The sequence below is a fragment of the Pseudanabaena sp. PCC 6802 genome, from assembly GCF_000332175.1.
Classification (GTDB): Bacteria; Cyanobacteriota; Cyanobacteriia; order Pseudanabaenales; family Pseudanabaenaceae; genus PCC-6802.
The window spans coordinates 3,863,348-3,876,511 of sequence record NZ_KB235914.1; the positions used below are offsets into that span (position 1 = coordinate 3,863,348).

The 13,164-nt window shown below is 46.8% G+C and carries 10 protein-coding genes; 5 read left to right on the forward strand and 5 right to left on the reverse strand.

What is annotated here, in order from left to right:
* The first annotated feature begins 238 nt into the window (after positions 1 to 238).
* Together PSE6802_RS35995 and PSE6802_RS0123895 are read left to right on the forward strand one after the other, a co-directional pair.
* A complete protein-coding gene (locus tag PSE6802_RS35995; RefSeq protein WP_019502534.1) occupies positions 239 to 379 on the forward strand; it encodes a DUF6888 family protein in 141 nt (46 codons plus the stop codon).
* Positions 324 to 566 carry a DUF6887 family protein gene (locus PSE6802_RS0123895; protein WP_202950724.1) on the forward strand — a complete coding sequence of 81 codons (243 nt, stop codon included), beginning with the start codon at positions 324 to 326 and terminating at the stop codon, positions 564 to 566. Before PSE6802_RS35995 ends, PSE6802_RS0123895 begins: the two co-directional genes overlap by 56 nt.
* Before the next feature lie 23 nt (positions 567 to 589).
* Here the strand turns inward: PSE6802_RS0123895 and PSE6802_RS0123900 are convergent, their stop codons facing one another.
* A complete protein-coding gene (locus PSE6802_RS0123900) occupies positions 590 to 2,653 on the reverse strand; it encodes a tetratricopeptide repeat protein (RefSeq protein ID WP_019502536.1) in 2,064 nt (687 codons plus the stop codon).
* A gap of 32 nt (positions 2,654 to 2,685) precedes the next feature.
* Entirely contained in the window at positions 2,686 to 3,372 is a 687-nt protein-coding gene (locus PSE6802_RS0123905) for a response regulator transcription factor (RefSeq protein WP_019502537.1), read from the reverse strand.
* Positions 3,373 to 4,076: 704 nt separating this feature from the next.
* Between PSE6802_RS0123905 and PSE6802_RS0123910 the strand changes: the two genes are divergently transcribed.
* The 3 genes from PSE6802_RS0123910 to moaD all read left to right on the forward strand — a co-directional run bounded on the left by PSE6802_RS0123910 (position 4,077) and on the right by moaD (position 6,116).
* Positions 4,077 to 4,817, forward strand: a complete 741-nt coding sequence (locus PSE6802_RS0123910) for a phycobilisome rod-core linker polypeptide (RefSeq protein WP_019502538.1) — start codon at positions 4,077 to 4,079, stop codon at positions 4,815 to 4,817.
* A gap of 470 nt (positions 4,818 to 5,287) precedes the next feature.
* Entirely contained in the window at positions 5,288 to 5,854 is a 567-nt protein-coding gene (locus PSE6802_RS0123915) for a hypothetical protein (RefSeq protein ID WP_019502539.1), read from the forward strand.
* Between the two features lie 4 nt (positions 5,855 to 5,858).
* On the forward strand, positions 5,859 to 6,116 hold the full coding sequence (gene moaD, locus PSE6802_RS0123920) for a molybdopterin converting factor subunit 1 (RefSeq protein WP_019502540.1): 258 nt from the start codon (positions 5,859 to 5,861) through the stop codon (positions 6,114 to 6,116).
* Positions 6,117 to 6,252: 136 nt separating this feature from the next.
* Here the strand turns inward: moaD and PSE6802_RS0123925 are convergent, their stop codons facing one another.
* The 3 genes from PSE6802_RS0123925 to PSE6802_RS0123940 all read right to left on the reverse strand — a co-directional run bounded on the left by PSE6802_RS0123925 (position 6,253) and on the right by PSE6802_RS0123940 (position 13,002).
* Positions 6,253 to 7,218 (reverse strand): alpha/beta hydrolase, encoded by a 966-nt coding sequence (locus PSE6802_RS0123925; RefSeq protein WP_019502541.1) that lies wholly within the window; start codon positions 7,216 to 7,218, stop codon positions 6,253 to 6,255.
* 62 nt (positions 7,219 to 7,280) lie between these two features.
* Entirely contained in the window at positions 7,281 to 10,943 is a 3,663-nt protein-coding gene (locus tag PSE6802_RS0123930; RefSeq protein WP_019502542.1) for a WD40 domain-containing protein, read from the reverse strand.
* Positions 10,944 to 11,238: 295 nt separating this feature from the next.
* Positions 11,239 to 13,002, reverse strand: coding sequence for an ABC transporter ATP-binding protein (locus PSE6802_RS0123940; RefSeq protein ID WP_019502544.1), 1,764 nt, complete (start codon positions 13,000 to 13,002; stop codon positions 11,239 to 11,241).
* Positions 13,003 to 13,164 lie beyond the last annotated feature (162 nt).

Here is a 13,164-nt window from a genome sequence, read left to right on the forward strand (position 1 = left end):
CCGCCCTGCCTCCCCTTCTTGGGGGCAACGCCCCCAAACCCCCTTCTCGTTTTCATCTGAAAACCGCTATAGCGCGTAAAACTGTAAGAAGCTATTTGCATTCTAATGCATTTCAACAGAAGACCCTACTAAGTAAGCAACATAGGAGGCACAATTTGCTAAGATAAAGGTATTGTGTTGAGGAGCGATCGCTTTGCCTACTGTAGAGCAAGCATTAGAAAGCGTTAAGGTTTGTCAGATGCTGTCAAATCTTTACAGAGATATTCATCTGTTTCGATTCGATCCTCTTACAGTGGAAATATACATCTTGGCTGGCGAAACGCTTGAAATTACCATTACAAGCAATGGTAGATGGAGGTTTGTTGGTGATGAAACCTGAATTTGATAAGATGTCTCGCTCTGAGTTAAAGACTTATGTACTCAAACATAGAAATGACATGGAAGCATTACGAGCTTTGATGAGCCGCCGTAGTCCTGACGATCGGGCAACCTGGTATAAATTTCCCGATACAGAGGAAGGTATTAAGCAAATGGAAGAAGTTTTCCGTAAGAGACTCGGGGGATAGAGTGAATTAGCAGATTTTTTTCGTTACTGCTGAAGTTTCTTAATCCTGTTTAGAGCATCCTGAACATCTTTTGTTTGCCCCGCTTTTTGATAAAGATCGGCGGCTTTTTGGAAATCGGCGATCGCTTCTGCCTTATTACCTAATTTAGAATAGACATTGCCGCGATTGTAGTAAGCGCTGGCATAGTTAGGATCGAGTTGGAGCGCTTTGTTGTAATCGGCGATCGCGCTTTGCCTGTCCCCTAGATCGTTGCGAACATTGGCGCGATTGTAGTAGGCATTGGCAACTGTGGGATCGATTTCAATTACTTTGCTGTAATCAGCCATTGCGGCTTGTTTGTTGCCCAGGTCATAGTAAACGTTACCTCGATTATTGTAAGCACTAGCGTGTTTGGGATCGAGTTGAATTGCCTTGTTGTAATCGGCGATCGCAATTTGATGCTCGCCCAAACTGTGTTGAACGTTGCCTCGCCGATAGTAGGCATTGACATAACCGGGATCGATTTCTAGAGTTTTGTTGTAGTCGGCGATCGCAGCTCGATAATTGCCTAGATCGCTGTGAGTATTGCCGCGATTGAAGTAAGCCTTAGTATATTTAGAATCGATGGCAATCGCTTTATTGTAATCGGCGATCGCGGCTTGATAATCGCGCAAACTGTGGCGAGCGTTACCGCGATTGTTGTAGGCATCGGTATGCTTGGGATTGAGTTCGATGGCCTTGCTGAAATCGGCGATCGCAGTCTGCTTGTTCCCCAGATCGCTGTAGACATTGCCTCGGTTGTAATAAGCATTAGCAACTCCAGGATCGATTTTAATTACTTCGCTGTAGTCAGCGATCGCGCCTTGCCGATCGCCTTTAGTCAATTTCTCATTGCCGCGATCGATCAATTCCTGTACGGTGAGCGATTTGGCAACGGGAGTCTCAAGGGGAGTTGTAGGAGGAGGAGCGGATTGAGTCTTTTGAGATATTATACCCGAGCGCTCGATTGCAGCCCCAGTCGCGATTACCGCCATAACTACCGCTGTTATCCCGATGCCAAACCCTAAAGCCAATTTTAGCTTCGATCCACCTGAAGCATGGGCAATAGGAGGGGCTGAGCTATGGACTCGTGGATCGAAAAATGGCCGTACAACTGGAACTGCAGGCGCGATCGCAGGAGTGGGAATGGGAACTGTAGGAGCGACATAAGGTTTTGCCTGCAAATCTTGTAAAACTGCGATCGCCGACTGATAGCGATCTCGTACGTCCTTTTGCAACAGTTTATCTAATATATTGCCTAATTGAACCGAGATGGGATTTGAGATATGCTTGCGCCAATCTGTTACCCAACCATAGCCGTTGTCTGTCCAGAGATGAAAGGGATGAATGCCGCTCATGAGATGAAAGCATGTTGCGCCCAAAGCAAATAGATCGCTGGCATAGACTGCTTTACCTTCCCTAATTTGCTCCAATGGTGAATAGCCATGCGAGCCGAGGGAGGTGCCTGCACTAGCTCCAGTCATGACAGTTTGCGATAATAGCTTCGACACGCCAAAATCAATTAGAACTGGTTTGTTATCCGGGCTGCGACGCATGATATTCTCTGGTTTGATGTCGCGGTGAATCGTGCCGCGATCGTGAATAAACTGGAGAATAGGCAAAAGATCGAGCAATAACTGTCGAATTTGGTTCTCGCTAAATACGCCCTCTTTTTCTAGCTGCTTGAGTAAATTATCGCCTTCGATAAATTGCTGTACTAAATACAGATAGCCGCCCTCTTCAAAATATGCCAGTAATGTTGGTATTTGTGGATTCTCTCCCAATCGTTGCAACTGTTTGGCTTCCTGCTCGAATAGCTGCCCGACCTTTTGCTGCACCGATCGCGTACCCTGACCGTCGTAGGCTAGTTGCTTGACTACGCAGCGATCGTTGAGCTTATGCGTATCTTCGGCCAGATAGGTTTTGCCAAAACCACCCCTGCCAATCGGCTTAATTACCTTAAAGCGGCTGTGTAGCAAAGCAACCAAGGGAACACCGCAATTCTGGCAGTGGAGATGATTGTCGGGATTTATGGGGCGATCGCAGTCGGGATTAAGACAGCACAACATTGAGCGTGAAACAGTAATAGGCTAATTGCATTTTAGCCAACCTTACTTGGGTGTCTGAGTCGATAGCCCATACTATGTACTGTTTCAATCAGATCTTCAACGGCACCAACTGCCTTCAACTTTTGGCGCAGGCTGCGGATATGAACTTTTACCGTATGCTCTTCGGGCGGCGACTCCAGCGACCAGATATGCTCGATAATGGCGCTCCGACTGAGAATGCGCCGACCGTTGCGTAGCAGTAACTCCAGCAGAGCATATTCTTTGGGAGTTAATTGCACTGGTTCTTCGTCATAGCTGACTTCGTAGGTGCTGGGATTGAGTCTTACCTTGCCCCATTCTAGAATAGGACCAGTTACCACGTTGCCCCGACGGAATAAGGCGCGAATTCGGGCAAATAATTCCTGCAAATCTACTGGTTTGACGATATAGTCATCGGCTCCTGCATCCAGGCCAGCAATCTTATCAGTGGAGGTGTCGCGGGCTGTAAGTAAAATAATTGGCATTGTGTAACCATGCGATCGCAATCTCTGGCAGAGGGCAATACCATCAAGTTCCGGCAGCATCACATCCAGTAGTAGCAGATCGTATGCCAGCAATTTAACCTGATACCAACCTGCTTCGCCATTGTTGACGACATCAACTACATAGCGCTGCTCCATAAGCGCTTCCGCCAATGTTTCGGCGAGATCTATATCATCCTCAGCTAGAAGAAGTCTCATATTACAAATGCAAAAGCCCACAAAACAAAGAACAAAGCAATGCAGTTTACATACAACGTAGGGCGCATAAGTTATGCCTGGCTTATGCCCAAAAATGATTTTATTCGATATTGGTTACCTAGCATAATGCACATTTTAAACACGTCATATGTATAAATCGTGTTTTAAATATGCGTATTTTGCATGCCTAGTTTCACATACTACCTTACATATATATAAAGGCTTGCATATAAGGTTTTGCTTGTTAAACTGCCAAATCTGATTTAAGCACCTGGAACCACAGATATAGCCGTAGACAGATCTGTTAGGACAGGGGGTGTGGGGGCGCAGCCCCCACGCAGGGGTCCCACCCCTGCACCCCGTCCTAAGCCTATTGGCTATAGCTATAAGTATAGAAAGCACCGACCTATCATATTTTTGAACCAAGAATTGTTAAATATTCCCCTGAGAAGTCGAATATTTTCATAAGTAATATTACTTACGATCGAGATTTGTTACAAGTAGGTATTTTTTCTGATTCCTACGCATTTGACATGCAATTATAGGTATTACTACTTGCTCGAGATGCTTGCGTTCGGGTTCTTAGGCTTACTGACTCACCAGTTACTAATTCGACGCGAGTCCGACAAACCTGGCTTAGAATTCGCCTTAATTCAATCCAGATTAACTGTAAATAAACCACTTAAAATTTTTAGGTTTTAGATATGTCTATTCCTCTTTTAAGCTACCCCCCAAAATCGCAAAATCAGCGCGTTAATGGCTATGAAATCCCCGGTGACGATCGCCCCAGAATTTACTCTACCGATAATCTCCCCTCGTCTGTGGAAATGGACGATCTGATCCAGGCGGCCTATCGCCAAATTTACAACGAACAGCAGATGACAGCCAGCAGTCGCCAACTGTTTTTGGAATCGCAACTAAGATCGAGACAGATTACCGTGAAGCAATTCATTCGCGGCTTAGCCACCTCAGATTCGTTCCGACGACTAATTTTTGACACGAATAATAACTATCGCTTTGCCCAAATTTGCATTCAGCGTATTTTGGGACGTGAAGTCTACAATGAGCGTGAGAAAATTGCCTGGTCGATCGTAATTGCCACCAAAGGTCTGTCTGCTTTCATTGACGACCTGCTCAACAGCGAAGAATATATGACCAACTTTGGCGAGCATACCGTCCCCTATCAACGGCGGCGGATTCTACCGCAACGAGCACAGGGAGAGTTACCCTTTGCGCGGATGGCTCGCTATGATGAATATCATCTAGCAAAACTGCCCAAACCGTATTTAGGTCGCAGAGGTCCCGGTGCAGCTCGTTTAGATTATGTACGTTGGGAATGGCAAAAGACTCCATCCAAGGGCCTCAGCCAGGTGGGCGCGGCGCTAGTAATTGGCGGAGCCGCTTTTGTTGGATTCCTGTTTTTAGCGATCTTGTTTGGATTTTAATCGCTAAGGGTCGAATTCCCCGCCCCTTGGGGCGTGATAAAATTGCTGTGGTTCGCAGCCCACCGATTGAGAGTGAAAGTCAGGCATTGCCGGGACCTCCAAAGTTCGGGAATTGTATTGTACCCAGGGACTCTGGGGAAGGGAAACAGTCTGTCAAGTCGGTCTGTCGGGGAGTACGTCATGAGGCGGCTCTAGATCAGTGGCGTTGGGCAGAAATGTCTAATCGTGAGGTTAGGATGCCCCGCCCGCTTGCGGGTGGGGAGGATGTCACTCGACTCATACCAAATCCTGTTTAGCTACCACCTTTTCCTTGAAGTCTGCGCAAGCGGACTTTTTCCGTGTAGGCGCAACTCTCAGGCGGCGCAGTTGCCCAGCAATAGGGCGAGCCAGCCAGTAACGGCACGTAGTGTTAAAATGCCGCTACAATGTGGGAAAGATAAAGGTTCCTGCTTTTCTGTATACCTACCGATATGATTACCCTACAGACTCAGTACGAAACCCTGCTGTGCCAGTACTGCAATCAGCTTGAGGCCATTAATTTGCTCAGGCAGTATCGTCCCTACTTTGAACTGCTCCCCAGCGTGCGCAGACCGACTGAAAGCTTGATTTGTCTGCCGCTGCCAGTCGTGAAGCTGGCTAATAGTCAATCGGGCAGCAGCCACCAACAGATCCAGTGCGATCTAGTATTATTGATGTGCGATCCGGAATGGAAGATCAAAACGGGACGCGAGGTGTTTGTGTTCATTCATCGACCGGGAGAAGATTTTTCGGGCTTGCTAAATCGCTGGCGGCAAGTGGAGGTAATGTTAGGGGAAGATTATTTCTGGTTATTGCCCTGGAAATATCACCAACTCATGAACGATAAGGGGGAATATCATTACCCGCTATTTGTAACCTTGAGCTACACGCCGGATCGGATCAAAAAAGGACTGGCTGGGGCTTCATTGCCATTCGTCTCGGTGGATGTACCGGCTGAACTAGATAGTTTGCCCGTAGAACCACCCGAAGGTGCGATCGCGGAAATTGACCCATCTTAATATCATGACCGCACAAATTACTGTCACAGTCAAGCTATTCGCAGCTTTTCAAGAGGCGATCGCTACAGATGCAATGCAGATTACCCTCCCCGATCGCGCTACAGTGCGACAAGTGTACGACTATCTGGTAATCGATCATCCCAATTTGGAACAATGGCGATCGCTTACCCGTTATGCTGTCAATTTAGATTTTGTCGAACCGGACATGCTCTTGAGTAATGGCGACGAAGTTGCTCTGATTCCTCCAGTGAGCGGCGGTTGATCGGAACTAGCACTTGGGGAGATCTCTAATGCGGCCAGGAGATAATTCCTTTGACAGGCTTAGCATTAGACCAGGAGTCCATGTTGAAAGTTAGTCCATCTATGGAAGTACCCTCTAATACGCGATCGAAAGCATCCTAGACAAAACGCCAACGCATATTATCCTGCTTGCCCGCCCCCCCGATCGCCAGTTGAACGTCTTGGGGTATGCCATCTACTAATAGGGAGTTCGTTACTGATTGATTGTGATAGGCAATCAAAGCGCTTTGAGCATCGCAACGATAGATATTGTAATAGTAATCGCTTTGGGAAATATAGATTTTCTTTTGAGGTGCTTTAATATAATTCCAGAGACCTTTCCAGGTAGATGGTTTCACAAATAGATCGCTGTCTCCGATTAGAATGGCAATGGGAATATTTGATAGAGCAGTTCCAGTTTCCTGAATCGTGACTGGATGTGTCAGGAAGGGCAGATCGCCTGGAGGAATGAGTTTCTGTATCCAACTCGGTAACTGCGCCGTACTAGGTAGCGGGTCGGCAGCAATAATGGCTTTAATCTGGTTGGCACCGACGAAATAGGGCCAACTGAGTGCAAACAAACCTCCAAGCGAATGGCCGAATAGAAAAATATCAAAGGTATCCTGCCCGGGCAATATCTCCTGCATAGCCTGGCGAACGCTCTCATTGGCAGTGATAATCGCATCTTTCCCAGTGGTTTGGAAACTATCCAGGGCTGCCTGTAGCAGCTTTATGGGGTTGTCGTAAGTCGGTGGCTGTGGAGTTTGGCAGTCGGCATAGCCATCTTTCTGATAGTCGGCAAAAAAGACATAATATCCCTGTTTGGCAAGGTGCTGCATGTGGGCATCGTAGTAATAAGGATTGCCAAAGGCAAAGCCATGCAGGTAAATTATTGCTTTGGGAGTATCTAAAACCTGCCGTTTGGGAATGTAAGCCATCACGTAATTCCCTTGGGCGTGGGAACCCCAAGCCTGCGTGTAATACTCGTATTTTTCGTTGGGATAATCTGGCTTAGTCGGCGGATCGGGAAATAGCCCCGTTGCATAGGGCTTAAGATTTTGAACGAACCTGTGAAATGTTGTCATATGTTTCATCTGTTATTTAATCTGTAGTGTGTTGGGCCGATCGCAAATCCCTATTCCTCAGCTTAGTTCTCTATAGCTCCCAAAGCTTTTAAGGTAGCTGTTTGAGCTTCGTTCAAACCATGAATGCCTGTAATATTCATGCCTTCATAGGGGCGAGGCGATCGCAGAGTTTTGATACACTCGCCTGTTTCTATATCCCATACCTTGATAGTTTCATCGGCACTGCTACTGACTATTGTCTTCTCATCCGGCATAAACAGGCTAGACCAGATCCAATTTCCATGGCCGGAAAATGTTTTGATACATTGTCCGCTATTAGTATCCCATAACTTGATGGTTTGGTCGACGCTGCTGCTAACCAGGGTATTTCCATCTTGCGAAAATGATGTTGATAGAACTTCATTCTCGTGTCCTGTGATGATTCTCAAACATGCACCGTTAGCAGTACTCCAAAGTTTTATAGTGCGATCGAAGCCACAGGTAGCAATAGTTTCACCATTAGGACTAAAGACAACCAACCAGATACTAAAACTCTTGCCATCAACAGTCCAAAGGCACTCGCCAGTCGCAACTTCCCATAGCTTCACAGTACTATCATTGCAACTACTGACTAAATATCGTCCATCGTAGTTAAATGCAATTGATGGCACCGACCTGATGTGTCCCTTTAATACCTGCAAACATTCCCCTGTATTAATATCCCAAATCCAGATCGAACAATCGGAGCTGCTACTAGCTAAAATTTTGCCATCAGGACTGAAAGCAACCGACCAAATCCAACTAGCATGACCTACTAAGGTTTTAGTACATTTACCCGATCGCCAATCCCAAAGCTTGACAGTGCGATCGTTACTGCCACTGGCTAGAACCTTGCCATCAGGACTAAAGGCAACGCACAAAACGCGATTGGCGTGTCCCCTCAGGGTTTGGATCGCTCCAACACCGATATCCCATATTTTGACAGTTCGATCTTCACAACCACTGGCTAACAATTGACAATCTGGATGTAGAGCCAGCCTGTAGATGGCATTGCTGTGCCCTTGTATGGTTTTGAAACACTGGCCGGAGGCTAGATCCCATAGTTTTGCAGCATAGTCATCTCCTCCACTCGCTAGTATTTTCCCACCAGGGCTGAAGGCAACCGACCACACCGGATTTGTATGCCCCTGTAAAGTATTGATACATCTTCCTGTCTCAACATCCCACAATCTCACAGTACGGTCGTAACTACTACTGGTCAGAATTTGTCCGTTAGGACTGATGTCAATTGCAGTCACGGCATCGCTATGCCCTCGCATGGTTTTTATCAGTTCGCCCGTACGAGCATCCCATAGCTCGATTTTGCGATCGAAGCCCCCACTAAAAAGCACTTTACCATCAGGGCTGAAGCAGAGACATTTAACCCAACCTGAATGGGCTTCCCAAGTTTTATAGCATTCTCCAGTACTAACATCCCATAGTTTAATCTGGCGATCTTGCGCTCCACTAGCAATGGTTCGACCGTCGGGACTTAAGATAGCCGACCAAATGGAACTCTCATGACCCGACCAGGTTTCGAGACATTCACCAGTGTCTGCATTCCATAACCGGATCGTTACGTCTTCGGAACCACTTACCAGGGTCTGTCCATCGGAACTAAAAGCAACGCAAGTAGCAGTACTTCCATGCCCGTACAAAACATTTAGACATTCGCCGGAACTGATATCCCATAGTTTGATGGTGCGATCGGTGCTACCGCTGGCTACAATTCTGCCATCGGGACTAAAGGCTAAACCCCATATCCAGTGATTGTTATGTCCTCTACAGGTAAGAAGTCGTTTCCCATCTGAAACTTGCCAGACTTGAATCTCTCCATGGGAGTCCCCCGTTGCCAATAGTTTACCATTTGGGCTGAAAGCAACTGATATAATGCTGCCAAAGGTTTCTGCAAAAATGCACTGTCTGAAATCCGCATGGGCAAAATTACAGTTATGGAGATTCGTATTTTTTAGGTACGCTTGCCGAATCGTAAAATATGAAAAGTCAAAGTTTGATACATCAATCTCAAGTTGAATCGCGAGATTAAGAATATTTCCGATCGCGTAGCCTACTTGTTTGGTTGCTTGCGATCTTAACTCCTGCACGATCTCTTTTAACCGTTCGTCTAAAGCTGCCTTTGTGCCAAATCGCGAGATTGTATTTTCAAGCAAAGGCTTTAAAATCAAGCGAATTTGACTCTCTCTGATATAGTCTTTGGCAGAAGCTTCGATCGCGGCGAACCTGCTCAACCAGTAAAAGGAGCAGTCAGAATGACAATCTGAATCCCCAGCGATCTCATCACCTATTTTCTCGATCAGACGATCTATCAGATACTCCATCACTACGGGTTGTTGGGTGAAACCTTGGGAACTTGTTTCGATCAGCGATCGCTTTACCAAAGATTCCAAAGCTTCAAGCAGCTTTCTCTTGGAAACAACAGGTACGATCTCCTCAACTAATGTTGCGAGCGTAACTGGTTCCCGGTTAATTGCTAACCAGAACATCACCTGTTTTTCTAAATCTGATAAGCGATTAAACTGCTTATCTAACATTACCCAAACACCGTTAAAGACAGCAGCCCCCTGCTCTAAAAACTCGTCAACTTGACCGACAAATAATTCCTGGATTGACGTAGAGACGATCTGTAAGGCTAAGGGATTGCCTCGATAGATTTCAATCAGGCTGCGCTTGCGATCGTCCGAACCGCGCAATCCTTTTACCCTCAAGATTTCCAATGCGTCATCAGATTGCAGTCCCGTTAGTTGCAGACACCGAACGCATGTGGCTTCGCTTTCATATCTGTCGATCTCTGCTGGTTTCTCACGACTGGTTAAAATCAAGCAGCTCTGATGTTTTACCGAGGCAATTTTATGTAAGAGATTTCCGTATTCCTCATATCCTTCACGATACTTGCCAGTGAAGTTCCCCTCCATGAAAATAGACTCAAAATTATCCAGAATTAGTAAACAACGAGAAGCCCGCAGGTATTGCATTAGACTTTCGAGCTTACTATCGATTGCATCTCCCAAATTAAGATCTTGTTGCTGTGAGAGAAATTGCGTTAAAGAAGTAAGAATACTAGCAATGGGAGGGGCATTACTGAGATTGCGCCAAATTACATACTCAAATTGCGCTGTAATTTGCCGAACTAGCCTTGCAGATAGGTAAGTCTTCCCAATACCGCCCATTCCCAATACTGCAACCAACTGGCATCGATCGCCAAGCACCCAATCGTTCAGGAGTTCGAGCTCCTCATTGCGTCCGTAAAAAGCAGAGACATTAACTACTTCAGCTAAGTCCTGAAAATTGGACGGCTCTATGCCACCGGTTTGGGTGGACGGTAGTGTGGCGGAAATAGTCTGGCTGCGGGCATATTGCGGAAAAACCCCATAAATATCGCTCTTGTTAACTTTGTAGTTGGTTTGGTCGGACAGAAGCGAGGCGGAAATAGTTTGGCTGCGGGCATATCGTTGCAAGACAACATGAATGTTTTTTTTACTAACTTTTACCCCCAAAACTTTAGATAATTTTTTCCAGAGTTTAGCCCCTACTTGTTTGATGTGTTCGGCATCGTAGTCTGTCCACTTTGCGATCGCAGGATATTCCATCCCCTCCCAAGAGCCGCGAAACACTTTTTCCTGGATATCGGTCAGGCGTTCGGGTGCGATCGCCTCGTCAACTGCGTCTATGGCATCTTCAGTGTTCATTTTTGCCAAGTTCTAAGATAAGTACTGACAAATACTTATGCCCAAAAACTTTTATAGCTTTACGCAATCCGAGCTGATATGGGGGTGTGGAGGCTAGGATCCCACGCAGAGGCTCCGCCCCTGCACCCCGTCCTAACCGAGTTTGTAATGCTAAGGAATAAAGCTTGGGCAATTTAATTAATTCTAAAGCTTTTTCACGATTTAGAAGATAAATTAACCACACTTTTTCGATAGCTTTGTTAACCTTAACCTGCCACTGCCAATTACCTTAGCAGCGATCGCAAGCAATCTGAATCTACTGAAACTGGCGGGCGTGAAATTGAGCATAGCGTCCGGCTTGAGCGATCAGTTCGTCGTGCGTGCCGGATTCGATAATCTTGCCCTGCTCTAAGACGAAGATGCGATCGCTATTTCTGACTGTCGCCAGGCGGTGAGCAATTACGAATACAGTACGTCCCTGCATGAGCCGTTGCAAAGCCTCCTGCACCAATGCTTCAGATTCAGAGTCTAATGCCGATGTGGCTTCGTCGAGAATGAGAATATTGGGATTTTGGAGGACGGCACGGGCGATCGCAATGCGTTGTCTCTGTCCGCCGGATAGATTCACGCCGCGTTCTCCCACCCACGTCTGATATCCCTGCGGTAATTGGGAAATAAATCCGTGGGCGTTTGCGACTTTCGCTGCCTCTTCCACAGCGGCTAGATCGAAGTTCTCTTGACCAAAGGCGATATTAGAAGCGATCGTACCGGAAAAGAGAATCGTTTCCTGTGGCACGATCGCCATTTGTCGGCGGAGACTCGATAGAGTGACATCCTGGATATCAAATCCATCGATATAGATTTTGCCCTCATGCGGGTCATAGAAACGCAATAGCAGATTTACCAGCGTGGATTTGCCTGCACCAGTGGAACCAACCAGGGCAATTACTTCACCGGGGAAGGCGATGAAGTCAATATCATCCAACGTGAGTTTGGGAGGTTTCCTCTCGGCACCATTTTCCCGATCGCCAGTGGGAGGACTATAGGCAAAACTGACATGACGATATTCGATTTTACCCGTAACGGCTGGCAGATCGGGAGCGTTGGGCTTTTGTTTGACCGTGGGCTGAATCTGAAAAATCTCAAAGATGCGGTCTACGGATGCTTCTGCTTGTTTGAGTTCGTTGTAGCTGCTGGTGGTATTTACAATTGGGTCGATTAGCAATGCCACCGATGCGCCAAAGGCAACAAACTGGTCGCCCGTAAGCTGTCCTTGCGATATTTGCCAACCAGCTAACCAGAACAGAATAATAATCCCCGTTGCCTCAATAAAACCAATGACGGGGTACTGAATTGCCTTAATCTGGTCAGTAGCGTATTTACGCACGCGATTTTGCTCCGCCTCAGCCCGAAATCGCTTAATTTCATACCTCTCAGTCGCAAAAGCGCGAATGAGGCGGATACCGTTGAATACCTCCGATAGCAGCGATGACAAGCTGGACACTTGATCCTGGCTGCGGCGCGATAGTTCCAGCATTCTATTCCCAAACCAGGCAATCAAAACGGCGATCGCGGGCGCAACCACCAGCACTGTAATCGTGAGCACCCAGTTGAGGTAGATCATGTATGCCAGGATAAATACGAGTTGCAATACCGATGGCACAAACTGATGAAAGAACTTACCGATTACTTCCCCAATGCGATCGATATCTTCCGTAAGCCGATAGGTCAGATCGCCCGTGCGCGATTCGGCAAAATAATCTAAATCCAGACGATGCAGGTGGGCGTATACCTTCACCCGCAAATCTAGCGCTACCTTGAGGGCAGCCTGCGACATCATGGCATCCTGTCCGTACTGGAATAGCCCCCGAAATACAAACATGATCAACGTAAAGCCAGAAATTCTGGTAATACCAGCCACATCGCCCGAGCCGATCGCTTTGGACACCAGCCCCAGGATGTGGGCTAGCAGGGGCATAGTCCCAATAAACCCCACCGTGCAGAACAATGCTTTGGAAATTAGCAGCCAGTGCGGGCGGATATATTCACTTAATTGCCAGTAGGCAGATCGCTTACTCAATGCAGACTTTAGTCACTCCTAAAATTTTCGGCTCGAACCATAATACGATTTGAGCTTAACCCATCTTCCCAGAGTTCTGCCTGTTTCGATCTAAGTACCTTACCGAATCCAGCCTAAAATTCTCATGAATGAAGCAATTTACAATCCGCAATCGCCCCACAC